Below are 22880 nucleotides of genomic sequence, written 5' to 3' on the forward strand. Positions count from 1 at the left end.
TGCGATACCGAAGCGCAGCGCGGCCCACGCGCTGCGTTCATCGATAAAAAACAAGGAGACGCCGCGTGAATTTCGAGCACTCGGACAAGGTCAAGAGTTTGCAGAAGCGCCTGAACGCTTTCATGGACGAAGACGTCTATCCGGCTGAGGCGGTTTTCGAAGCACAGATGGATGCGGCGCGAGAATCCGGCAACCGTTGGCAGCCCGCGCCGATCATCGAGGAATTGAAACAGAAGGCGAAAGCCGCCGAATTGTGGAACCTGTTCCTGCCCGAATCGAAATACGGCGCGGGTCTGACGAACCTCGAATACGCGCCGTTGTGCGAAATCATGGGGCGCTCGCATATCGGCGCGGAGCCGTTCAACTGCTCCGCGCCGGACACCGGCAACATGGAAACGCTGGTGCGTTACGCGACGCCTGAGCAACAGCAGCAATGGCTATTGCCGCTTCTCGACGGCACGATTCGTTCCGCGTTCGCGATGACGGAGCCTGAGGTGGCTTCTTCCGATGCGACCAATATCGAAGCACGCATCGAGCGCGACGGTGACGACTACGTGCTGAACGGCCGCAAATGGTGGACCTCGGGTGCGAACGATCCGCGCTGCCAGATTCTGATCTTCATGGGCAAGTCCAATCCGGATCATCCGAACCGGCATCAGCAGCAGTCGATGATTCTGGTGCCGAGGGACACGCCCGGCGTCAAGGTACTGCGTCATCTGCCGGTATTCGGTTACGACGACGCGCCGCATGGTCACGCCGAAATCCTGTTTGAAAACGTGCGTGTGCCCGCGAGCAACATGTTGCTCGGTGAGGGACGTGGCTTCGAAATCGCACAGGGACGTCTTGGACCCGGGCGTATTCATCACTGCATGCGCTTGATCGGACGCGCCGAGCGTGCGCTGGAAGCGATGTGCCGCCGCTCGCTGGATCGGGTGGCGTTCGGCAAGCCGATTGCGGATCAGGGTGTGACGCGTGAGCGGATCGCCAATGCGCGGATCATGATCGACCAGACCCGTTTTCTGGTGCTCAACGCCGCGTACAAGATGGATACGGTAGGCAATAAGGATGCGCGGCAGGAGATTGCGATGATCAAGGTGGCTGCGCCGACCATGGCTTGCCAGGTGATCGACTGGGCGATGCAGGCACATGGCGGCGGCGCGGTCAGCGACGATTTCGGCCTCGCTCGCGCGTATGCGAGTTCGCGCACGCTGCGGTTTGCCGACGGTCCTGATGAAGTGCATCGCAATGCGATTGCGAGCATGGAACTTGGGCGGTATCTCGGGCGTTGACGTGACGCCGGAAGTATTAGGGACGAGAGTAAGTGCTAAACGCCAACTCCGACCGACAGCTTTGCATGGGAGACACTGATGAATGAACGCCATCATCCGCATTGGCCGCCGCAAGTGCCGCTGCATCTGACTCTGCCTGAAACCAATATTTTCTATAACGCCGAAGTCTCGGCGGCACGCTTCCCCAATAAGCCGTTTATCGTTTTCTACGACACCCCGATCACGTTCGCAGAATTCAAGGACGAAGCCGAACGGGTCGCAGGCTTCCTGCAGCAGGAATGCCACGTCAAGGCAGGCGACCGCGTGCTGCTGTATATGCAGAACAGTCCGCAATGGATCATCGCTTACTACGGCATTCTGCGAGCCAATGCCGTCGTGGTGCCGGTCAACCCGATGAACATGAAGGACGAACTCGCGCACTATGTCGAGGATAGCGGCGCAACGACGATCATCGCGCCGCAATGCCTGTTCCACAACGTCGAACCGCTGATCGGCAACGGGCCAGGCCAAGGGCTCGAACATGCGATCGTCGCCACGTATAGCGATTATCTGAAGCGGCCATCGACCATTCCGGTCTCCGAACTCGTGTCGGCCCGGCGTAAAAACTTCGACCTGCCCGGCGTCACGTCGTGGCAAGCCGTACTCGACCGGCGTATCGCACCAGGCCCGCTGACTGCCGGTCCCGACGATCTGTGCGTGATGCCCTATACGTCCGGCACGACCGGTAAGCCGAAGGGCTGCATGCATACGCACCGTAGCGTGATGAGCACCGCGCTCGGCGGATGCGTGTGGTTCTCGGTGTCGTCCGACGGCGTGCATCTGTCGATACTGCCGTTTTTTCACGTCACTGGCATGCAGGGCGGCATGAATAGCGCGGTCTATTGTGGCTCGACCATCGTCGTGTTGCCGCGCTGGGATCGCGACGCCGCAGCGCTATGCATGCAGAAATATCGCGTGAGCGCATGGCAATCGATCTCGACGATGATGGTCGATTTTCTATCGAACCCGAAACTCGCCGAATACGATCTGTCGAGTCTGACCGGTGCACGCGGCGGCGGCGCGGCTATGCCGGATGCGATTGCGAAAAAACTCAAGTCGCTGACCGGGCTCGACTATGTCGAGGGCTACGGAATGTCCGAGACGATCGCGGGCACGCACATCAATCCGCCGCATCGTCCGAAGCCGCAGTGCCTGGGTATTCCGGTGTTCGACGTGGACTCGCGCGTGATCGACCCGGTCACGCTGCAGGAACTTCCGCAAGGTGAGACGGGTGAGATCGTCGTCAACGCGCCGCAGGTGATGCAAGGCTATTGGCGTAATCCCAAGGCGACTGCAGAGGCTTTTATCGAACTCGACGGCAAACGGTTTCTACGTACCGGCGATCTCGGACATATCGACGAAGACGGCTATTTCTTCATGACGGACCGCCTCAAACGCATGATCAATGCGTCTGGGTACAAGGTATGGCCCGCCGAAGTCGAAGCGCTGATGTACCGGCATCCGGCGATTCATGAAGTGTGTGTGATCGGCGTGAAAGACGACAAACGCGGTGAGACAGTCAAGGCGCTGGTGGTGCCGAACGCGGCGCATGCTGCGGAGCTCACCGAACAGCAGATTATCGACTGGGCACATGAACAGATGGCGTCGTACAAGGCACCGCGCATCGTCGAATTCGTCACGTCGCTGCCGAAGTCCGGCAGCGGCAAGATTCTATGGCGCAAGTTGCAGGAAGAGGATGCGGCACGCACGGCGTCGGCTGAACATGGCAACGGAGGCGCGTCGCGATGAGTTGGATCGAAGCGTTACTGGATGAACCATTCGTTTGTATCACCGACATGCTGCGCCGTTTTGCCAGCGAGCGCGGCGACCATGCAGCACTGATCTGCGATGGCGAAGTCGTGACTTACGCCGAACTGGACGCACGGGTCGATCGCTTCGCCGCCGCGTTGCAGCGCGACGGCATTCAAGCTTGCGATGCTATCGCGCTGTGTGCAACCGCGTCGGTCGATTACACCGTCGCCTTTCTCGGCGGCTTGAGAGCGGGCGCGGCAGTGGCGCCGCTTGCGCCTTCATCGAGTGCGGCGAGTCTCGTTAGCATGATCGGCAACTCGGGCGCGCGATTGCTGTTTCTCGACGCCGACGTCAGGCGTCTGCTCGACCCCGTCGCCGCTGACATCCGCGCCGTGCCGATCGCACTCGACGCACACGCGGGGAGCACCGCGCTGAACACATGGCTCGCGCCAGGCGGCGCTGTGCCGCAAGCGGTCAAAATCGATCCCGCGTGGCCTTTCAACATCATCTATTCGTCCGGCACCACCGGTACGCCAAAGGGCATCGTGCAATCGCACGGCATGCGTTGGGCGTATGCGGTGCGCAGCATTCAGCGCGGCTATGGACCCGATGCGACCACGCTGATTTCGACGCCGCTCTATTCGAATACGACGCTGGTCAGTTTCATGCCGACGCTCACTTTCGGCGGAACGGTTGTGTTGATGCCGAAATTCGACGCCACGCGTTATCTGGAACTCGCGCAACAGTACCGCGTCACGCACACGATGCTGGTGCCTGTGCAATATCAACGTCTGATGGCGCATCCGGAATTCGACCGTTACGACCTCTCCAGTTTTCAGGCGAAGTTCTGTACCAGCGCGCCGTTCGCGGCGAGCATCAAGGCCGACGTGGTACGCCGCTGGCCCGGTCGTCTCACCGAGTACTACGGGATGACCGAAGGCGGCGGCTCGTGCCAGCTCGAAGCCAACGACTGGCCGACCAAGCTGCATTCAGTCGGCAAGCCAATGGAAGGTCATGACATCCGTTTGATTGACGAGCTCGGCAATGAAGTGGCGGCGGGCGAGGTCGGTGAAGTCGTCGGCCATTCGCCGGCAATGATGACCGGCTACTACCGGCAGCCCGACAAGACCGCGGAAGCGCAATGGTACGACCCGAGCGGCAAGCGTTTCATTCGTACCGGCGATATGGGACGTTTCGATGAAGACGGTTTTCTGACGCTGCTCGACCGCAAGAAAGACATGATCATTTCCGGCGGCTTCAACGTGTATCCGAGCGATCTCGAAGCGGAAGTCCGTCAACATCCGGACGTCGCGGAGGTGGCCGTGGTCGGCGCGCAATCCGAGCAATGGGGCGAGACGCCGGTGGCCTTCGTGGTGCTTCGTCCGCGTGTGCAAATCGGCGAGGCGACGTTGCTCGCGTGGGTCAACGCAAGAGTTGGCAAGATGCAACGGCTGTCGGCGCTGACCTTTGTCGACAGTTTGCCGCGCAGTCCGATTGGCAAGGTGCTCAAGCGCGAGTTGCGCGAACAGTTCTATCCCGTTGCGCGCTGATCGACGCGTGCAAAAACACAGACAGGTGACAGGACAACACATGAACAATTTCGCAGACAAGGTGGCGGTGATCACCGGCGCGGGCTCCGGCTTCGGCCGTGAGTTCGCAAGGCTCGGCGCGAAGCTCGGCATGCGGCTCGTGCTGGCCGACGTGCAGCAGGACGCACTCGAGGAAACCTTCGCCGAAGTGAGCGCGGCGGGCGCGCGGGCCGTCGCGCGTCGCGTGGATGTGGCGAAGGGCGACGAGATCGATGCGCTGGCGCGCACCACGCTCGATACATTCGGCAGCGTGCATCTGGTGTTTAACAACGCGGGCGTGGGCGGCAGCGGCGGACTCGTGTGGGAAAACACAGAGCGCGACTGGCAATGGCTGCTCGGCGTCAATCTGTGGGGCGTGATTCATGGCGTGCGCGCTTTCACGCCGTTGATGCTCGAGGCGGCGAAACGCGATGCGAATTATCGCGGGCATATCGTCAATACGGCGTCGATGGCGGGCTTGTTGAATCCGCCGCTGATGGGTCCGTACAACGTGTCCAAGCACGCCGTGGTGTCGCTGACGGAGTCGCTCTATCAGGATCTCTCGCTGGTGACGCAGCAGGTGGCGTGTTCGGTGTTGTGTCCGTATTTCGTGCCCACGGGGATTGCCAAAGCGCATCGCAATCGTCCCGCCGATCTTGCTAACGAAGCGCCGCCCACGTTGTCGCAAGGTGTGGCACGTGCGCTGAGCGAGAAGGCGGTGAGTTCAGGCAAAGTCAGTGCGGAAGAAGTCGCGGGCATGGTATTCGACGCCATCCGCGATGAGCAGTTTTATATCTTCTCGCATTCGCACGCATTGAGTGCGGTGAAAACGCGCGCAGAGGATATCGTGACGCCGCGTAATCCGACGGATCCGTTTGCTGAGCGGCCGCATGTGCGCGAGCGGATTGTGGAGGCGTTGAAGGGGTGAGGGCGAGGAGCCTGCGGGCTTCTCTCCAGCACTGACGAGTTACGACTCACGCTTCATGCTTCAGTTAAAAAGGCGCCGTGAACCTCACGGCGCCTTTCCATTGACCTCTTCATCAAACTCTATTCAGCACCTTTATCCGGCGCTGAAAACCGTCACTTCGCCGCCGTCAACGTACTCAAAGCCGCCGGCTTCAATTGTCCGTTCTGAACCACGGCCGCCAGCGGATTGCCAATCACAAAGCCACCGTGATCATCAACGGCCGTCACGCCGTGCGGATTGTTCTGCGGCGGCAGCATCTTCACGGCCTTATCGAAATTATTGCGGATCGCCGTCGCATCGCTGACACTGCCCGCGAGTTTCATCGCAATCGCCGTTGCGTAGACGGCGGTGTAGTTCAGCGACACTTCCTGGCTAGGATCGCGTCCGTCATGCGTCTTGCGGAATCGGTCGACGAAAGCCTTCGCGCTCGGCGTGGTGTCGTCGGCGAGAGGCAGTACGCCGATTGCACCGTTCAGCGCGGCATAACCGTTGGTGACCTTAGCCACTTCGTCGAGCTTGGCCTGATCCATCACGATGAAGCCGCCCTTGAAGCCCAGTTCGCGCGCCTGCTGCGCGACGAGGCCGGTCGGCTCCGACGGGCCGCCGATAAACATCACGTCCGGTTTCGCCGCGAGCACGCGGCTCACGCCGCTGTAGAAGTCGGTCGCGCGGTTATACGACATCGGGTTATCGGCGACGATCGTGCCGCCAGCCGCTTGCCACGCCGGTTTGAATGCGGCGACCCAGACCTTGCCGTAGTCGGTATCGGTAGCGGCGAGGGCGACCTTCTTGCCGTACGTCGCCATTTCATACTTGATAAACGAATCCAGATATGACGTGAACGCAGGCGGAATACGCACGGTCAGCTTGTTGCCCCGGTCGCTGATCTGCGGAACGCTGGTGTACGACAGCAACAGCAGCTTCTGCTGTTCGTTGCTGGTCTGCACCGCAAAGCCGCCGCCCGAATGCGGCACCAGCACGACAGCGGCCTGCTGTTCCTGCGCGAGACGCCGCGCGTTGATGGCGGTTTCGGCGGGGTTGTACTTGTCGTCGAGCGGGACGATTTCGAGCTTGATCTTCTTGCCCGCGACTTCAATGCCGGCCTGATTGACATCGACGGCGGCCATCTGCATACCGTCGAGTACTTCCTGGCCGTATTTCGCCGCGCCGCCGCTCAGCGGACCCGAGTAGCCGATGTGCACCACCTGCTGCGCCATCGCGGCCCCTGCGCTCATCAGCGCGGTCGTGGCGACGGCGGCTACCAGGCCGGTGCGCCTGCACAAGCGTTTGATCGTCATACATGTCTCCTTGGTATGAATGGAATGCCGCGCTCAGAGGGCGCGTGTTTGTGCATCGAATGCGTCAGCCATCGATCAGTTTTCGGATCAACCGCCCACGTACGCGCGCCGGATCGCTTCGTTGTTCATCAGGCTCGCCTGATCGCCTTCGAGTACGATGCGGCCGCTCTCGATCACGTACGCGCGGTGCGCGATCTTCAACGCAGCGAACGCGTTCTGTTCGGCGAGCAGCACGGTGGTTCCCGCGCGGTTGATCTGCTGGATCACGTCGAATACCTGCTTGACCACCAGCGGCGCGAGTCCGAGTGATGGTTCGTCGAGCAGCAACACCTTGGGCCGCGCCATCATCGCGCGGCCGATCGCGACCATCTGCTGCTGGCCGCCCGATAGCGAACCCGCCGCGTGATCCTTGCGTTCCGCCAGCAGCGGAAAAAGCGAAAACACCTGGTCGAGATTGCGCTGATTGCCCGCCTTGTCGCCGCGATGGACATAGGCGCCAAGCGTGAGGTTCTTCAGCACCGACATGCCGGGAAACAGCTTGCGTCCTTCGGGACACTGGATCACACCGCTGCGTACGATCTGCGCGGGCGTCATGCCGAGCAACTGGCGATCGTTGAAAAGCAGGCTGCCGCCCGATGTGCGGCGCAGGCCGCTCATGGCCAGGAAGATCGAGCTTTTGCCGGCACCATTGGCCCCGAGCAGCACGACCAGTTCGCCGTCGTCCGCGTGCAGGTTGATGCCGTCGAGTGCGCGAAAACTGCCGTAGTCGAGCGCGACGTTGTCAAACTTCAGCATGCTCGCTCCCCAGGTAAGCGTCGATCACGGCGGGGTTCGCGCGAATCTCGGCCGGCGTGCCTTCGGCGATTTTCTTGCCGTAGTTCAGCACCATGATGCGGTCCGCGAGTTTCATGATCATGTTCATCTTGTGTTCGACCAGGCATACCGTCACGCCATGTTTGACCAGCTTGCGGATCAGTTCGGCGAGGCCTTCGGTCTCTTCCGGGTTGACGCCGCCGGCCGGTTCGTCCAGCAGCATCAGACTCGGTTCGGTGGCAAGAGCGAGCGCGATCGCGGCGCGTTTGCGTTCTTCCTGTGAGATGTCGCCCGCCATGCGCGAATCCACCGCCGACAGACCCACGAAGTCGAGCGCTTCACGCGCCTTGTTGCGGCACAGGCGTTCCTCGTGCTTGAGGCGCTTCGAATGCGTGAGTACGTCCCATAGATTGGCTTGCGTGCGCAGACGGTGGCCGACAATCAGATTGTCGAGCACGCTGGCCCGATCGAACAGCGCAGTGGACTGGAACGTGCGCGCGGCACCGAGACGCGCCATCTGATCGGCGCCGAGCCTCGTGACGTCCTGGCCTTTGAAGAGGATGCGCCCCGAGCTCGGCAGATGCGTGCCGCTGATCAGATTGAAGAACGTGGTCTTGCCCGCGCCGTTCGGTCCGATGATCGCGTTGACCTGACCGGCGACGATGGTCGTGCTGACGTCGTCGACCGCAACGAGTCCGCCGAACCGTTTGCTGAGCGAAGCGATTTCAAGCATGACGGTCTCCTCGCGTAGAGGCTGACTGTCGCGCAGCGATGCCGCTCTTCGGCACCAGGCGCTGCACGCGGCGCATTTTTCTCGACTGATACAAACCGACAATCCCGTTGGGCAGGAAGATCACCAGCGCGATCAGAATCGGGCCGAACACGACGAAGCGATATTCCTGCAGGAATTGCAGATACTGCGTGAGCCACGGAATGATCAATGCGCCGAGCAAAGGACCCGCGAGCGTGCCGATACCGCCCACCAGCATGTACATGGTCATGTCGAACGTATGGTCGACGGCGGCGAGATCCGGTCCGAGAAAGCGCACGGAACCCGCGTACAGGCCACCGGCAAGCCCCGCATAAACGACCGACAGCACGAACGCCAGCACCTTGTTGCGCATCAGGTTGATGCCGAGCGATTGCGCGAGTCCGTCGCTATTCCTGATCGCCATGAAGGTGCGGCCGAGCAGCGAGTCGACGATGCGATGCATCAACCACACGCCCAGCACCAGAAACGCGAAGACGAGGTAGTACAGCGCACGGGGATTCTCGAACGACACGAGACCGAAACCCGAAGGCGCCGGAATGCCGATGATGTCCGCGACACCATGGGTCACACCGTCCCATTTCTCGATGACGAGAAACATGATGTAGCCCACGCATAGCGTGAAAATCGAAAAGTAGTGGCCGCGCAAGCGCAGCGACACGAGACCGACCAGCGCGCCGAGCACCGCGACCACCACGCCGGATGCGATGAACGCGAGCCAGAACGGCACCTGATGGTCGACCGTCAGAATGCCGACCGTGTACGCACCGACCGCCATGAAACTGCCGTGCGCGAGATTGAACTGCCCGGTGTAGCCGGTGATCAGATTCAACCCGACTGTGGCCAGCGCGAAGATGTACGCGGTGGACATGACGGTCAGCATGTAGTCGTTGGTGGCGGCGAACGGGAATACGAGGCCGAACACGAACAGCAGCGTCCACCCGGGCTTGCCTTCGAATAGTGTCAATGATTTCACGATGCGCGCAGTTCCCTGGTGAAGAGCCCTTGAGGACGAACCGACAGAATCACCACCAGCAGCACGAACGCGATGATGTCTTTGTAATCGGTCGAGATATAGAACGCGCCGAAGCTCTCCGCCATCCCGATGATCAACCCGCCGGCAATCGCACCCGGCACGCTGCCCATGCCGCCGAGAATGATGATCACGAAGGCCTTCAGGATCACCAGTTGACCCATCGCCGGATAGACGAGGTTGATCGGCGCATAGAGCGTGGCGGCGATGGCTGCCAGCAGGCCGGAGATGCCGAAGGTAAGCATCGTGACCCGGTTCGCGTCGATGCCCATCAGCGACGCGCCTTCGCGGTCCTGCGCCATCGCGATGATGCTCGAACCGATCACGGTGAATTTGAGGAACAGTTGCAGCAAAACGACCAGCGCGAATGCGGCGACGATGATCAGCAGACGCTGCAACGGCGCACTGACGCCGCCCAGATCGACGATGCCCGAATAGGGCGTGGGCATCCGGTGAAAGTCCGCGCCCCAGATGGCCTGCGCACCGGCTTCGAGAAACAGCATCAGGCCGATCGCGGCGATCATCGGATGCAATTCGGAGGACTTGCGCAGCGGCTGGAACACGAGCCGTTCCGCGAGAATGGCCAGCAACGCGACAGCGATACTGGAGCCGATCATCGCGAGCCAGTAGTTCAGGCCGAGCCGCGTCATCAGAAAGAACGACACGAATGCACCGACCATGTACAGCGCGCCGTGCGCAAAATTCGGCACGGCGAGAATGCCGTAGACCAGCGTCAGACCGAGTGCGACGAGGCTGTAGATTCCGCCCAGCGTCAGCCCGTTGAGAACCTGCTGCAAAAACATATCCACGCTTTTACACCCTCCAACCAGGCACCCGGCAACAGCAAACCCTGGTTCAGGGAAGGCGGCGGCGGACACCGGACTTGCGGACGGGACAAACGCCGCTGATCGGATCAGACGACGGTTGCCGATGGTTGATACGTCATTCGGACGCATCTTGCAGCACGCGCTGAGGCGCGGATTTCGAACACGCAACGCGCCGTGTCGCGAGAGGAATTTGGCACGGGCGTTCGCTTTTCGTCAATAGGGTTTTGCGTGCTTACGTTCTGCATTGCAGATTATTAGGGAAGTCACTTAGATGCATCTTCGATGCCTGCCGGCAGCCTCGCCGGGAATGATGCAAACGCGATAAAAGTCCTACCGTTATGCGGCTTTGTTGGCTTTCAACCAGTTGGTGATCGTCGGGCGGCGTGACCTTTCGCATCGACAGGAAAGTAGTCTTGACATCGCTTTCATCACGCCATTATTCTGCTGTGCAGAAATAGCAGGCAGTCACTGCGGGCCGCTTTGGTGCCCATTGGCACGAACGGCTCTCAAACGGATCGGCGCTCACCCCACGGCGTCTCCGCACCCATCAAGGTCCCTCATGAATTCAGCACTCGAGATTCCCAGTGTTCGTCAAATGGTGTCGCCAGAAGAATGGCAAGTCCGTGTCGATCTCGCGGCCGCTTATCGGCTGGTCGCGTTGTTCGGGTGGGACGATCTGGTGTTCACGCATATTTCGGCGCGCGTGCCGGGAAAAGAACACGAGTTTCTGATCAACCCGTACGGGCTCTTTTTCGAAGAGATCACCGCATCGAGTCTGGTAAAGGTGGATCACGAAGGACGCCCCGTGATGCCGACGCCGTTCGACGTGAATCCCGCGGGTTTCGTCATTCATAGCGCCGTGCATGAAGCGCGGCCGAACGTCAATTGCGTGCTGCATACGCATACGGCGCATGGCGTGGCGGTCGCCGCGCAACAGGGCGGTTTGTTGCCGTTGTCGCAGCAGTCGGGTTTCGTGTTGACGAATCTCGCGTATCACGATTACGAAGGCGTTGCGTTGCGCGATGCCGAGAAAGCCACCCTCGTCGCCGATCTTGGCAGCGCCAACTTCATGATGCTGCGCAATCACGGCTTGCTGACCTGCGGCCGCTCGATTGCCGAGGCGTTTCAGGCGATGTATCTGTTCGAGACGTCATGCCGGATCCAGATCCTTGCGCAAGCGGGTGGCAAGCTGATCGAAGTGCCGCAATCGATCATCGCGACGATGGGCGAACAGGCGGGTGAAGTGAGCAAAGGCAAGGGCGCCGATCTGGTGTGGCCGGGTTTGCTGCGTCGTTTGACACGGCGCAATCCCGGATACGACCAGTAAGGGCAGCGGGCGTTATTGCGGGCGTTAAAGCGGACGACTCGCACGCTGTAGCCAATGCGCCGCTTGTGCGGCGCATTGGCATCTTCTTCGGCTTGTCTTCGTCTCGCGAAAAGCAGTTAGAACGTATGGCGGATGCCGATGTTCGCACCGGCCGTCGTCCCCGTCGCCAGATTGAGCGCGTTGTTGACCGAGAGCCCCGTATGCATGCCGCCATGATTGGTCACGAAGCCGACTTGCGCGTACGTCATCGTGGCTTTTGACAGCGAATACTGAACGCCGGTCGAGGCCAGCACCGAATTGTTCGACGAGTCGTTGGCGTCCCGCGTGACATACACGCCCGCGTCGACATTCAATGCCGGTGTGATCCGGTAGCTTGCACCGCCCGAGTAGACGCGATTGTTGAACGACCCCGCGACCTTGTACTGCACGTACGATGCCTTCACCGTCAGGTTGCTGAACGTGTAGCTCGCGCCAAGTGCGCGGCCGTTGAATTCGACCGCACTGGGCACGGCAATCGACGCCGCGCTGCCGCCCGCATTGCCGCTGTACAGCGCCGCATCGACGACAAACGTACCGAGGTGGTAGCGCAGGCTTGCCGAGTACTGCCGGCCCGCCTGGAAGTCGCCGGCGGTGCCGCCTAGCGCCATCAACGCGCTCGCCTGCAAGCCCGCGATTTCCGGCGACGTGTACGAAATACCGTTGGGATTGAACATCCCCGTCACGTAGACGTTGTTCAGATAGGTGACGAGACCGCTGCCGAAGTACGACATGTTGCGCGGGTCGAAGTCGTACGTCGCGAGGAAGAACGGCGAGAACTGCAAGCCGGCCTTCATCGTGCCGTACTTGCTGTCGATGCCGACCCACGCCTGGCGGCCGAACAGATTGCCGTTCGAATTGCTGAGCGCCCCGTTGGCGATGCTGATACCGCTTTCGAGCTGGAAGATGGCCCGCATGCCGCCGCCGAGGTCCTCGACGCCGCGCAGGCCGAAGTGCGAACCGGACACCCCGCTATCGTTGAACACGTATTGATGGGGTCCGCTCTGGCCGTTGGTCGTGTTGAGGGTTTTGTTGGTGTAGAGCAGCGACGCGTCGAGCACGCCGTACAGCGTGACGCTGCTTTGCGCATGAGCGCTTTGCGACGCACCCAGTGCGCACGCGCCCATCAATCCGAGAATGACTCCAACCCGATTGCGATAACTTGCCGGCATGCTGCGTGTCTCCTTGTTTTATGTAATCGACTGAACTGACGAGATAAAACGGTGATGCACGGTTCTGGCGATCTGCTGCGCGCTACGTTTTCTACGGACGACAGGGCGCCTTCGCGACCTGATCAGGGATGCGAAATAGTGCGTCTGCCGGTGTGTCTCTGGCTTGAGCGCGCGTGGCCGGAGGGTCTCCTTGTGGCGAGAGCAACGGCGCTTTAGCGCGATCTTCGATTGCGAGCCTGCGCATAAGATGCAGGCGGAATTTCGCACGACCGTTCGCACAGTGTCAACGGGGGAAATCGCGGGTTGGACTGCAATGCAGGCCAGAATAGGGAAAACACCTGGCGAGAGAAACGCGTTTTATCCCAACGCCAAGGCTTTGTAACAAAGGGGAATGTGCCGTAATCGGGTTTTGAAGCACTGGATTACCGATTTGCCGATGGTTCTGCATTGCAGAACATGCTAACGGGACGAATCTGAGCGGAACAGATCTCCAGGCGCCTGTGCCATTGCAATGATGCGCAGCACGATGTCATCCAGCGCGATAAGCCAATCAGGGAAAGCGAGCCGACGCATTCGGTCCCGCCAGCGTCATTTGCCTGTAAGCTCTAAACGGCGAATCAGTCAGCGAATATCGCGCGCTTTTTCGCTTGGGTGAACGAAGATCCGCAAACAGGCTTCAATGTCATTGCCAACTTTCCAGAGGGATATCAGTGATGAAGAGTTTTGCTATTCAACGAATCATGCTCGGGGCTTCGGTCATGGCGATGGTGGCCGGCAGCATTCCGTCTGCTGTCGCGCAAGATGCGAGCGGCGTCGTGTCGGCGCAGCAGCCCAGTGCGACGCCCGGGGCGAAGCCGACCAAAGCGCAGCGCAAGGAAGCCCATAAGGAGGCTCGCGCGAAAAAGAATGCCGAATTGAAGAAGCTCGAGGATGCGGGTTATAAGCCTGCCGCGAACGATCCGAATTATCCGACCGATCTGCAGAACGCCCAGAAGAAAGCGGGTATCGGCGCGGCCGCGAGCCAGTAATCGAACAGTCGACGCCCGGCGTGGTGCGAATGGTTTTAATGCGCGTCGGGTGTCGCGAATAGCATTGTGTTGCGGGGTTGTTCCGCGTGGTCATGTCGTTCGGCATCGACGCGCGAGCGACAGGTAATCCGCAGATAAATGCCGGTGCAGGATATCGGCGCTTGCGTTCTCACTGGTGCGCCGCCGCATTCCGCGGAAACCGGTCTCTCCGCGATAGTTTTTTGCACTGAAACCGTCTCTATCTGCCTTGGCGCGACATGCGCCGTGCGTCAGTTCAATCTCGCCAAACCCTTGCCAGGCAAGGCTTCTGGCCGCTGCTAGCGCGTCTTATGCGACCCAGGTGTCGCATTTCCTCATGTGGTTGTCGCAAATAGTCGGCAACGCGTACTTTTTTCTGGCAACTATGTATGCACAGCGCGGACGGATGTTCGCGACGCAGCTTTGCATGGGACGAGAGTAAGAGCTTTGCACCAACTCTCGTCGACAGCTTTGCATGGGACCGTAGTAAGAGCTTTGCATGGGGTGGGAGTAAGTGCTAAAGCACTAACTCCCACCGACAGCTAAAGCGCTAACTCCGGTCGACAGCTTTGCATGGGACCGGAGTAAGAGCTTTGCATGGGGTGGGAGTAAGTGCTAAAGCACTAACTCCCACCGACAGCTAAAGCGCCAACTCTCGTCGACAGCTTTGCATGGGACCGGAGTAAGCGCTAAAGCGCTAACTCCGGTCGACACAGGAGAGCATTGAATGAATTCCCCCAAGGTCGTGGTCGAAGGGCTGTGCAAGGTGTTCGGCACCAACCCGAAAGAAGCGCTTGCCATGCTGGCGGCCGGCGCAACGAAGGAAGAAGTGTTCTCGCGTACCGGCCAGATCGTCGGCGTTCATAACGTCTCGTTCGATGTGAAAGAAGGCGAAATCTTCGTGCTGATGGGGTTGTCCGGCTCGGGCAAGTCGACGCTGATTCGCCTGATCAACCGGCTGGTCGAACCGACGGCCGGCAAGGTGCTGATCGACGGCCGCGATGTGGCCAGTGTGCCGCGCTCTGAATTGACCGCGCTGCGCCGCAAGGACATGAGCATGGTGTTCCAGTCGTTCGCGTTGATGCCGCAGCGTACCGTGCTGTCGAACGCGGCATTCGGGCTCGAAGTGGCGGGCGTGGGTCGCAAGGAACGCGAGCGGCGTGCGATGACCGTGCTTGAACAGGTTGGCCTTGCGCCGTTCTCGGGGAAACTGCCCGCGCAGTTGTCGGGCGGCATGCAGCAGCGCGTGGGGCTGGCGCGGGCGCTGGCGGTCAACCCGTCGCTGATGATCATGGACGAGGCGTTCTCCGCGCTCGATCCGCTCAAGCGCAAGGAAATGCAGAACGTGTTGCTCGATCTGCAACGCGAACAGCAGCGCACCATTCTGTTCGTGTCGCACGATCTGGAAGAGGCGATGCGTATCGGTACACGTATCGCGATCATGGAAGGCGGCCGCGTGGTGCAGGTCGGCACGCCACAGGAAATCATCACGAACCCTGCCGACGATTACGTGCGCGCGTTCTTCGACGGTATCGATACGAGCCGCTATCTGACTGCTGGCGATCTGATGCAGACCGACGCCGTGCCGGTGATGCAGCACTCGCCGCAGATCGACGCATCGAGTGTCGCCGCCACGCTGAACGGCAGCGCCGACTACGCGTTCGTGCTCGACAGCGACCGCAAGATTCGCGGCTTCGTATGCCGCGATGCGACGGGCAGCGCGTCGCCCCAACTCAATCAGATCGAATGTATTCGCCGCACGACGCCGCTCGACGATGTGGTCGAACGCGTCGTGGCGAGCCGCGCGCCACTGCCGGTTGTCGAAGCGGATGGCTCCTATTGTGGTTCGGTCAACAAGACGAACGTCCTCAACGTTCTTACGCGCCATCGGAGTTCCCATGTCTGAAGTCATTCCACTTGGTGCCTGGGTCGATCACGGCGTTCATTATTTGCTGGACCACGACGCAAAAACTTTTGATTCGATCGGCAAGGTGATCGAGAGTTTTGCCGCGATGGTCGAGCACGGTTTGCAGGCGGTGCCGATGTGGGCACTGATGGCGATTTTCGTCGGCATCGGGTTGTGGCGCGTGGGCTGGCGTTTCGCGCTATTCACGTTGCTGGCAATGTTGCTGATCTACGGCACCGGGTTCTGGGATCAGATGGTGATCACGCTGGGCCTCACGTTGTCGTCGACGTTGATCAGTCTGCTGCTCGGCGTGCCGCTCGGCATCTGGACCGCGAAAAGCCGCACCGTCGAAATGATCGTGCGTCCCGTGCTCGATCTGATGCAGACCATGCCCGCGTTCGTCTATCTGATTCCGGCCGCGATGCTGTTCGGTCTTGGCCGCGTGCCGGGCATCCTGTCGACGGTGATCTTCGCGATGCCCCCCGCCGTGCGTCTCACGTCGCTCGGTATCAAGCACGTGAACCGCGAGATTGTCGAAGCGGGGCAGGCGTTCGGCTGCACGCCGTGGCAGCTGCTCTACAAGGTGCAGTTTCCGAATGCGTTGCCGTCGATCATGACCGGCGTGAACCAGACCATCATGATGGCGCTGTCCATGGTGATCATTGCGTCGATGGTCGGCGCGGGCGGTTTGGGCAACGACGTGCTCGCCAGTATCCAGCGGCTCGATATCGGGCTGGGCTTCGAAAGCGGTCTATCGGTCGTGATGCTCGCGATCATTCTTGACCGCATCACGGAGAGCTTCGGCCGCGCACCGGGGATGGCAAGAGCGCCGCTGCTGTCGGGCTTGCGCAGCGTGATGAAGGTTCGCCGCGAGCCAGCGGCGCAACACGGCTGAGCCGCCTATGAAGCGCGACGCGATCACACCGGTTGAACCTGAAGCGGATTCGCCGCTTGCCAACCTCGCGCATGTCGGCTTTCTGACGCTGCCGAATTTTTCGATGATCGCGTTCACCAGCGCGGTCGAGGTGCTGCGCATGGCCAACTACGTAGGCCGCGCGCAGCACTACAGGTGGTCGGTCATCACGCCGGATGGCGAGCCGGCGCGAGCCAGCAACGGCATTACAGTGAAGCCCACCACGACCCTCGAAGAAGCGGGCATGCCCGACGTGCTGTTCGTCTGCGCAGGCTGGCATGTGCGGGACTACGTGAATGACGCGGTGATCGCGTTGCTACGGGACGTGGCGTCGAAAGACATTCCTCTCGGCGGGATTTGCACGGGACCGTATGCGTTGCTCGCCGCAGGTCTGCTCGACGGCTATCGTGCGACCGTGCATTGGGAGGACATGTCGCCGTTGCACAAAAGCTATCCGCACGTGCGTTTCGCCGACGAACTGTTCGTAATCGACCGGGACCGGATGACCTGCACGGGCGGCACCGCGCCGCTCGATCTGATGCTGAAGCTGGTCGCCATGCGCCTCGGTCATGCGGTGGCGGCGCAGGTGTCCGAACAGTTCATTGTCGAGCGGATTCGTGGTTCGACCGACTATCAGCACATTCCCGTGGACGCACGGGTCGGCTTCTCACGCGCGGAGTTGATCGAAGTCGTGCGGCTGATGGAAGCAAATATCGAAGAGCCTTTATCGCTCGATGAACTCGCGCGGCTCGTGCGGTTATCGCAACGTCATTTGCAGCGCATGTTCAAGATGTTCCTCAGCGTGTCCCCCACGCATTACTACCTGACTTTGCGCTTGCGACGTGCGCGCGAGTTGTTGCGCAATACCGATGCGTCGATTGCGCGCGTCACTACCGTATGTGGTTTTCATTCGCCGTGTCATTTCAGCAAAGCTTATCGCGCGCAATTCGGGCATGCGCCGAGTGTCGAGCGACGCCTGTCGGCGTGAAAGCGTGAAGGCGTGAAAGCGCGAAGCAGCAGTGACTTTAAATAATATCCATTCTGAGGGAATGCCATGAAACGTTTGTGGGCTGCGTCGTTGTGTGTGCTGTCGGTGTCGTCGACGTTGCCGGTCTCGCCGGCTTTGGCTGCGGAGTCGGCGACCTGTCGCGATGTGCGCTTCGCCGATGTAGGCTGGACCGATATCGCCGCGACGACCGGACTTGCTTCGACGATCCTTGAAGGTCTTGGCTACAAGCCGACCAAAACGATTGCATCGGTGCCCATTACGTTTGCCGGGGTGAAGAGCAAACAGATCGACGTCTTTCTCGGTTACTGGTCGCCCACCATGGACCCGATGATCGATCCGTTCAAAAAGGGCAATCAGCTTACCGTGTTGCCCGCGCCGAATCTGACCGGTGCGAAATACACGCTCGCTGTGCCGGAATACACCTATCAGGCCGGTATCAAGACATTCGCCGACATCGCGAAGAATTACGACAAGCTCGACGGCAAGATCTACGGGATCGAACCGGGCAATGACGGCAATGCTGAAATCAAAAAGATGATCGACACCAATCAGTTCGGACTTGGCAAGTTCAAGCTGGTCGAGTCGAGCGAGGCGGGCATGCTCGTCGAAGTGAATCGCGCGATTCGCGACAAAAAACCGATTGTGTTTCTCGGCTGGGAACCGCATCCGATGAATGTGCAGATGAAGATCGATTATCTGGCGGGCGGCGATGCGGTGTTTGGTCCGAATTACGGTGAAGCGAAAGTACTGACCGTCGTGCCCAACGATTATTCGACCCGTTGTCCGAACGTGGCGAAGCTGGTGTCGAATCTGCAATTCACGACGGATATCGAGAACCATGTGATGCTTCCGATCATGAACAAGACCGACCCGAACAAGGCCGCGCGTGATTGGCTGAAGGAGAATCCGGCGGTGCTGGATAAGTGGCTGGCAGGGGTTAAGACGTTTGATGGCAAGGATGGGTTGCCTGCGGTGAAGGCTTATGTAGCAGGGAAATGATGAGCGGGCCCTCGCACAGTAAAGGCGGCGCGAAGGGCCGCCGCTATCAGCTTCATATCCGTCGAGCTCAACTGAAAGTTTCCTTTTGAACGAGCCCCCTCAAATCGCCTGCGCCCGCCCCGGAAACGTCTCGTTATACCCCGAGCCATCTTCCACTTCCGCCGCCGTACCGCGTTGCTCGCGGTACATCACGGGCGGCAGGCCGAACTGTTTGCGAAACTCGCGTCCAAGATGCGATGCATCGGAAAAACCGCAACTCGACGCAATGTCCGCCACGGTTTTATCTGAACTTGTCAGTAGCCACGCGGCGGTGCGCAAACGCACCTGCTTCGCGTATGCCTGCGGCGCCTTGCCGGTTTGTGCCTTGAAAAGCCGTTCAAGCTGACGCGGCGACAGATCGAGCTTGCGCGCCAGTTCGTCGAGCGATAACGAGCGGCCCACGTGCTGCTCCATCAGCAGGATCGCGCGCTTCACCTTCGGATGCGCGGCGGGCGCCAGTCCCGGTGGATGCGGCTGCGGCGCGTTGCCTTTCTGCATGTCGTCGACCAGCAGGATGCGCAATGCCTTCTGCACGGTCGCGGTTTCGAAGTGACGCAGCAGGATTGCCGCAGCGACATCGATCGACGCGCGTCCGCCGGAACACGTAATGCGCCGGCGATCGATCACGAACAGCCGGTCGGCAACCAGCGACTCTTCATTGACGGACGGAAAGCGCTCGATGAAATCCCAGTAGTGAAACCAGCTCACGCAGATGCGATGCCCGTCGAGCACGCCCGCGCGCATCAGCGAGAACACGCCGGTGCACATGCCGACCAGCGTCGCATCGGTCGCAGCCGCGCGGCGGATAAAGGCCAGGGTTGCGTCGTTCGCGGCAGGGCCCGAATGCAGCAGGCCGCCGACCACCACCACGTAATCGAACGGCTCGGCGTTGTCGAAGGTCTCCCACGGCGTGATCTGGATGCCGCAACTCGCGCGTACCGGAGCGAGGGTTTCCCCTATGACGCTCCACGAGCACCGCACCGGTTTGCTGAAATCACCTTCGTCCGCGGACAGGCGCAACAGGTCGACGAAACCCGAAAACGCTGTCAGCGTGAAGTTCGGCAACAGAATGATGCCGAAGCGGATGCGCTGCTTCGAGGTGCCGTCGATCGATTGAGAAGGAAGCGGGTCAGCGGAAATCATGCGTGCAGCCAGAGCCAATGGAATCAGGGGTGAATCAAAGAATAGCAGCATCGCGACTGGCCGCCTGACGGCCTGTCGCAAATGCGTCAGAACTCATCGCAAATGCGCCGCAGCGCTTGGCCGACGGTGCTGTTGACGCCACTATCCCACTGTCATGCCGTTTTTATTCTATCGATTCAAATTGACGTGCGGTGCAATAGCGGCATATCCAACCAGGCACCGTCACGTATAAGGCACGTCATGAACGTCAGCGTCTTCGATCTGTTCAAGATCGGTATCGGTCCTTCGAGCTCGCACACGGTCGGGCCAATGATCGCCGCGTGCCGGTTCGCGTCGCATATCGAAGATGCCAACCTGCTCGCCTTCGTGCGTCGCGTGAAAGTCGAACTGTTCGGCTCGCTCGGCGCGACCGGTAAGGGCCATGGTACAGATAAGGCGGTGCTGCTCGGGTTGGAAGGCAATCTGCCCGATCTGATCGACCCGGACCTGATCGAGCCGCGTTTGCGGGCGATTCGCGAGACGAAGCAATTGAATCTGCTGGGCAAGCATACGGTGGTATTTGAAGAGCGCGAACAACTCGGCTTTTTTCGCAAGCTGATGCCGGGTGCGCCGGGTTCGAGCATCGTGCATCCGAACGGCATGCGGTTTCAGGCCTTCGACGAAAACGGGCAACTGCTGGTCGAGAAAGAGTATTACTCGATCGGTGGCGGCTTCGTGGTCAATCGCGAAGGCGATCGCGTGAATGGTGTGCGGGCGGGTGCGGACGTGCCCTATCCGTTTCGTACCGGTGACGACCTGATGCGTGTGTGCCGCGAAACTGGTCTTTCTATCGCACAGGTGACGCTGCGCAACGAATGCGCGTCGCGTCCCGAACAGGAGGTGCGTGAAGGGCTGCTAGCCATATGGCGCGCGATGTCGTCCTGTGTCGAGCGCGGCTGCAAGGTGCGGGGCGAATTGCCCGGTCCGATGCACGTAAAGCGTCGCGCGGCCGATCTCTGCGCGCAATTGCGCTCGCGCTCGGAAGAGTCGCTGCGCGATCCGCTGTCGATGCTCGATTGGGTCAACCTGTACGCGATGGCCGTCAACGAAGAAAACGCGGCGGGTGGCCGCGTCGTCACCGCACCGACCAACGGCGCGGCTGGCGTGATTCCCGCTGTGCTGCATTACTACGTGAAGTTCATGCATGCATCGAGCGACGCGGGCATTGTCGACTTTCTGCTGACCGCCGCGGCCATTGGGATCATCTACAAGGAAACGGCGTCGATTTCCGGCGCCGAAGTGGGCTGCCAGGGGGAAGTGGGCGTTGCATGTTCGATGGCCGCCGCAGCACTCGCCGCCGTGATGGGCGGCACGCCGGCCCAGGTCGAAAACGCCGCTGAAATCGGCATGGAACACAACCTCGGCATGACTTGCGATCCGGTCGGCGGACTGGTGCAGATTCCATGTATCGAACGCAATGCGATGGGCGCGATCAAGGCGCTGAACGCCGCGCGTATGGCGATGAAGGGCGACGGCCAGCATTACGTGTCGCTCGACAACGTGATCAAGACGATGCGCGAAACCGGCGCGGATATGAAGACGAAATACAAGGAGACGTCGCGCGGCGGGTTGGCCGTGAACGTCATCGAGTGTTAGGCAACACACCAGCCTCGACGAAGCATTCAGCACGAGTATTCACAAGGACCAACGATGAGCCGCTATTCGATATTCAGCCTCTTGCGCAACGGGATGTCGTATCACGAGAACTGGGAGCGACAGTGGAAGAGCCCCGAGCCTAAACGCGAATACGACGTGGTGATCGTCGGCGGCGGCGGGCATGGTCTCGCCACCGCGTATTACCTCGCGAAAGAGCACGGCGTGCGCAATATCGCCGTGCTGGAGAAGGGATGGATCGGCGGCGGCAATACCGCGCGTAATACGACGATCGTGCGCTCGAATTACCTGTGGGATGAATCGGCCGCGCTGTATGAGAAGGCGATGAAGTTGTGGGAAGGGCTCTCGCAGGATCTGAACTACAACGTAATGTTCAGCCAGCGCGGCGTGATGAATCTCGCCCACACATTGCAGGATGTGCGCGATACAGAACGTCGCGTGAATGCGAACCGGTTAAATGGTGTCGATGCCGAGTTTCTGACGCCCGCACAGATCAAGGAAATCGAGCCGACTATCAATCTGAATAGCCGCTATCCGGTTCTGGGTGCGTCGATTCAGCGGCGCGGCGGTGTCGCGCGTCATGATGCGGTGGCTTGGGGTTTTGCGCGCGGCGCGGATCAGGCGGGTGTCGATATCGTGCAGAACTGTCAGGTCACGGGAATTCGCCGTGACGGCAGCCAGGTGACGGGCGTCGATACGACGAAAGGTTTTATCAAGGCGAAGAAAGTGGCGGTGGTCGCCGCAGGTAATACGTCGACGCTGGCCGATATGGCCGGTGTGCGTTTGCCGCTGGAAAGTCATCCATTGCAGGCGCTGGTGTCCGAGCCGATCAAGCCGGTAGTGAATACCGTGGTGATGTCGAACGCGGTGCACGCGTATATCAGCCAGTCCGACAAGGGCGATCTGGTGATCGGCGCGGGTGTCGATCAGTACACGGGCTTTGGGCAGCGCGGCAGTTTCCAGATTATCGAAGGCACGCTTGAAGCGATTGTCGAAATGTTCCCGGTGTTCTCGCGCGTGCGGATGAACCGGCAATGGGGCGGCATTGTGGATGTATCGCCGGATGCGTGCCCGATCATCAGCAAGACCGATGTGAAAGGGCTTTACTTCAATTGCGGTTGGGGTACGGGCGGCTTTAAAGCGACGCCGGGGTCGGGGTGGGCGTATGCGCACACCATTGCGCGGGACGAGCCGCATCCATTGAATGCGCCGTTCTCGCTGGATCGTTTCTATACCGGCCATCTGATCGACGAACACGGCGCTGCTGCCGTCGCCCACTAAA

At 60.4% G+C, this 22880-nt stretch carries 19 protein-coding genes; 12 read left to right on the forward strand and 7 right to left on the reverse strand.

Annotated features, from left to right (window positions below; genetic code table 11):
• Positions 1 to 65: 65 nt before the first annotated feature.
• From LMG28727_RS27410 to LMG28727_RS27425, 4 genes are all read left to right on the forward strand, one after another.
• Complete coding sequence (locus LMG28727_RS27410; RefSeq protein ID WP_201645459.1) at positions 66 to 1289, forward strand: acyl-CoA dehydrogenase family protein; 1224 nt, start codon at positions 66 to 68, stop codon at positions 1287 to 1289.
• A gap of 78 nt (positions 1290 to 1367) precedes the next feature.
• Positions 1368 to 3077 (forward strand): long-chain fatty acid--CoA ligase, encoded by a 1710-nt coding sequence (locus tag LMG28727_RS27415; protein ID WP_201645460.1) that lies wholly within the window; start codon positions 1368 to 1370, stop codon positions 3075 to 3077.
• Positions 3074 to 4630, forward strand: coding sequence for a class I adenylate-forming enzyme family protein (locus LMG28727_RS27420; RefSeq protein WP_201645461.1), 1557 nt, complete (start codon positions 3074 to 3076; stop codon positions 4628 to 4630). Before LMG28727_RS27415 ends, LMG28727_RS27420 begins: the two co-directional genes overlap by 4 nt.
• Before the next feature lie 40 nt (positions 4631 to 4670).
• The gene (locus tag LMG28727_RS27425) at positions 4671 to 5576 is read left to right on the forward strand and encodes an SDR family oxidoreductase (RefSeq protein ID WP_201645462.1); all 906 of its coding nucleotides are present in this window, start codon (positions 4671 to 4673) and stop codon (positions 5574 to 5576) included.
• A 152-nt stretch (positions 5577 to 5728) separates the two neighbouring features.
• Here the strand turns inward: LMG28727_RS27425 and LMG28727_RS27430 are convergent, their stop codons facing one another.
• The 5 genes from LMG28727_RS27430 to LMG28727_RS27450 form a co-directional block, all read right to left on the reverse strand.
• Positions 5729 to 6913 (reverse strand): ABC transporter substrate-binding protein, encoded by a 1185-nt coding sequence (locus tag LMG28727_RS27430; RefSeq protein WP_201645463.1) that lies wholly within the window; start codon positions 6911 to 6913, stop codon positions 5729 to 5731.
• Positions 6914 to 7000: 87 nt separating this feature from the next.
• Positions 7001 to 7708: an ABC transporter ATP-binding protein gene (locus LMG28727_RS27435; RefSeq protein WP_201645464.1), complete on the reverse strand. Its 708-nt coding sequence runs from the start codon at positions 7706 to 7708 to the stop codon at positions 7001 to 7003.
• Positions 7695 to 8459, reverse strand: coding sequence for an ABC transporter ATP-binding protein (locus LMG28727_RS27440; protein ID WP_201645465.1), 765 nt, complete (start codon positions 8457 to 8459; stop codon positions 7695 to 7697). Before LMG28727_RS27440 ends, LMG28727_RS27435 begins: the two co-directional genes overlap by 14 nt.
• Complete coding sequence (locus LMG28727_RS27445) at positions 8452 to 9462, reverse strand: branched-chain amino acid ABC transporter permease (protein ID WP_236592435.1); 1011 nt, start codon at positions 9460 to 9462, stop codon at positions 8452 to 8454. Before LMG28727_RS27445 ends, LMG28727_RS27440 begins: the two co-directional genes overlap by 8 nt.
• Positions 9463 to 9467: 5 nt before the next feature.
• Positions 9468 to 10331 carry a branched-chain amino acid ABC transporter permease gene (locus LMG28727_RS27450; protein ID WP_407945876.1) on the reverse strand — a complete coding sequence of 288 codons (864 nt, stop codon included), beginning with the start codon at positions 10329 to 10331 and terminating at the stop codon, positions 9468 to 9470.
• Between the two features lie 583 nt (positions 10332 to 10914).
• Between LMG28727_RS27450 and LMG28727_RS27455 the strand changes: the two genes are divergently transcribed.
• Entirely contained in the window at positions 10915 to 11682 is a 768-nt protein-coding gene (locus LMG28727_RS27455; protein ID WP_201645467.1) for a class II aldolase/adducin family protein, read from the forward strand.
• Between the two features lie 116 nt (positions 11683 to 11798).
• Here the strand turns inward: LMG28727_RS27455 and LMG28727_RS27460 are convergent, their stop codons facing one another.
• Complete coding sequence (locus tag LMG28727_RS27460) at positions 11799 to 12890, reverse strand: porin (protein WP_407945875.1); 1092 nt, start codon at positions 12888 to 12890, stop codon at positions 11799 to 11801.
• Between the two features lie 713 nt (positions 12891 to 13603).
• Here LMG28727_RS27460 and LMG28727_RS27465 point away from each other — a divergent pair.
• The 5 genes from LMG28727_RS27465 (at position 13604) to LMG28727_RS27485 (ending at position 18763) form a co-directional block, all read left to right on the forward strand.
• Positions 13604 to 13918, forward strand: coding sequence for a hypothetical protein (locus LMG28727_RS27465; protein ID WP_201645468.1), 315 nt, complete (start codon positions 13604 to 13606; stop codon positions 13916 to 13918).
• 745 nt (positions 13919 to 14663) lie between these two features.
• Positions 14664 to 15842 (forward strand): quaternary amine ABC transporter ATP-binding protein, encoded by a 1179-nt coding sequence (locus tag LMG28727_RS27470; RefSeq protein ID WP_201645469.1) that lies wholly within the window; start codon positions 14664 to 14666, stop codon positions 15840 to 15842.
• The gene (gene choW, locus LMG28727_RS27475) at positions 15835 to 16737 is read left to right on the forward strand and encodes a choline ABC transporter permease subunit (RefSeq protein ID WP_201645470.1); all 903 of its coding nucleotides are present in this window, start codon (positions 15835 to 15837) and stop codon (positions 16735 to 16737) included. Before LMG28727_RS27470 ends, choW begins: the two co-directional genes overlap by 8 nt.
• A 7-nt stretch (positions 16738 to 16744) precedes the next feature.
• Entirely contained in the window at positions 16745 to 17743 is a 999-nt protein-coding gene (locus LMG28727_RS27480; protein ID WP_201645471.1) for a GlxA family transcriptional regulator, read from the forward strand.
• Positions 17744 to 17809: 66 nt separating this feature from the next.
• Positions 17810 to 18763: a choline ABC transporter substrate-binding protein gene (locus LMG28727_RS27485; RefSeq protein WP_201645472.1), complete on the forward strand. Its 954-nt coding sequence runs from the start codon at positions 17810 to 17812 to the stop codon at positions 18761 to 18763.
• A 99-nt stretch (positions 18764 to 18862) separates the two neighbouring features.
• Here LMG28727_RS27485 and LMG28727_RS27490 read toward each other — a convergent pair whose 3' ends face one another.
• Positions 18863 to 19945 carry a GlxA family transcriptional regulator gene (locus LMG28727_RS27490; protein WP_201645473.1) on the reverse strand — a complete coding sequence of 361 codons (1083 nt, stop codon included), beginning with the start codon at positions 19943 to 19945 and terminating at the stop codon, positions 18863 to 18865.
• A 240-nt stretch (positions 19946 to 20185) separates the two neighbouring features.
• Here LMG28727_RS27490 and LMG28727_RS27495 point away from each other — a divergent pair, with 240 nt between their 5' ends.
• Together LMG28727_RS27495 and LMG28727_RS27500 are read left to right on the forward strand one after the other, a co-directional pair.
• Positions 20186 to 21580 carry an L-serine ammonia-lyase gene (locus tag LMG28727_RS27495; RefSeq protein ID WP_201645474.1) on the forward strand — a complete coding sequence of 465 codons (1395 nt, stop codon included), beginning with the start codon at positions 20186 to 20188 and terminating at the stop codon, positions 21578 to 21580.
• 54 nt (positions 21581 to 21634) lie between these two features.
• Entirely contained in the window at positions 21635 to 22879 is a 1245-nt protein-coding gene (locus tag LMG28727_RS27500) for a sarcosine oxidase subunit beta family protein (RefSeq protein ID WP_201645475.1), read from the forward strand.
• Position 22880: the final 1 nt, after the last annotated feature.

The organism is Paraburkholderia metrosideri (assembly GCF_904848625.1).
Classification (GTDB): domain Bacteria; phylum Pseudomonadota; class Gammaproteobacteria; order Burkholderiales; family Burkholderiaceae; genus Paraburkholderia; species Paraburkholderia metrosideri.

Excerpts from the sequence above, each read along its gene's own strand:
- LMG28727_RS27415 (WP_201645460.1), top strand. The coding sequence starts at position 1,368 with ATGAATGAACGCCATCATCCGCATTGGCCGCCGCAAGTGCCGCTGCAT.
- LMG28727_RS27420 (WP_201645461.1), top strand. The coding sequence starts at position 3,074 with ATGAGTTGGATCGAAGCGTTACTGGATGAACCATTCGTTTGTATCACC.
- LMG28727_RS27425 (WP_201645462.1), top strand. The coding sequence starts at position 4,671 with ATGAACAATTTCGCAGACAAGGTGGCGGTGATCACCGGCGCGGGCTCC.
- LMG28727_RS27430 (WP_201645463.1), bottom strand. The coding sequence starts at position 6,913 with ATGACGATCAAACGCTTGTGCAGGCGCACCGGCCTGGTAGCCGCCGTC.
- LMG28727_RS27435 (WP_201645464.1), bottom strand. The coding sequence starts at position 7,708 with ATGCTGAAGTTTGACAACGTCGCGCTCGACTACGGCAGTTTTCGCGCA.
- LMG28727_RS27440 (WP_201645465.1), bottom strand. The coding sequence starts at position 8,459 with ATGCTTGAAATCGCTTCGCTCAGCAAACGGTTCGGCGGACTCGTTGCG.
- LMG28727_RS27450 (WP_407945876.1), bottom strand. The coding sequence starts at position 10,331 with ATGTTTTTGCAGCAGGTTCTCAACGGGCTGACGCTGGGCGGAATCTAC.
- LMG28727_RS27455 (WP_201645467.1), top strand. The coding sequence starts at position 10,915 with ATGAATTCAGCACTCGAGATTCCCAGTGTTCGTCAAATGGTGTCGCCA.
- LMG28727_RS27460 (WP_407945875.1), bottom strand. The coding sequence starts at position 12,890 with ATGCCGGCAAGTTATCGCAATCGGGTTGGAGTCATTCTCGGATTGATG.
- LMG28727_RS27465 (WP_201645468.1), top strand. The coding sequence starts at position 13,604 with ATGAAGAGTTTTGCTATTCAACGAATCATGCTCGGGGCTTCGGTCATG.
- LMG28727_RS27470 (WP_201645469.1), top strand. The coding sequence starts at position 14,664 with ATGAATTCCCCCAAGGTCGTGGTCGAAGGGCTGTGCAAGGTGTTCGGC.
- choW (WP_201645470.1), top strand. The coding sequence starts at position 15,835 with ATGTCTGAAGTCATTCCACTTGGTGCCTGGGTCGATCACGGCGTTCAT.
- LMG28727_RS27480 (WP_201645471.1), top strand. The coding sequence starts at position 16,745 with ATGAAGCGCGACGCGATCACACCGGTTGAACCTGAAGCGGATTCGCCG.
- LMG28727_RS27485 (WP_201645472.1), top strand. The coding sequence starts at position 17,810 with ATGAAACGTTTGTGGGCTGCGTCGTTGTGTGTGCTGTCGGTGTCGTCG.
- LMG28727_RS27490 (WP_201645473.1), bottom strand. The coding sequence starts at position 19,945 with ATGATTTCCGCTGACCCGCTTCCTTCTCAATCGATCGACGGCACCTCG.
- LMG28727_RS27495 (WP_201645474.1), top strand. The coding sequence starts at position 20,186 with ATGAACGTCAGCGTCTTCGATCTGTTCAAGATCGGTATCGGTCCTTCG.
- LMG28727_RS27500 (WP_201645475.1), top strand. The coding sequence starts at position 21,635 with ATGAGCCGCTATTCGATATTCAGCCTCTTGCGCAACGGGATGTCGTAT.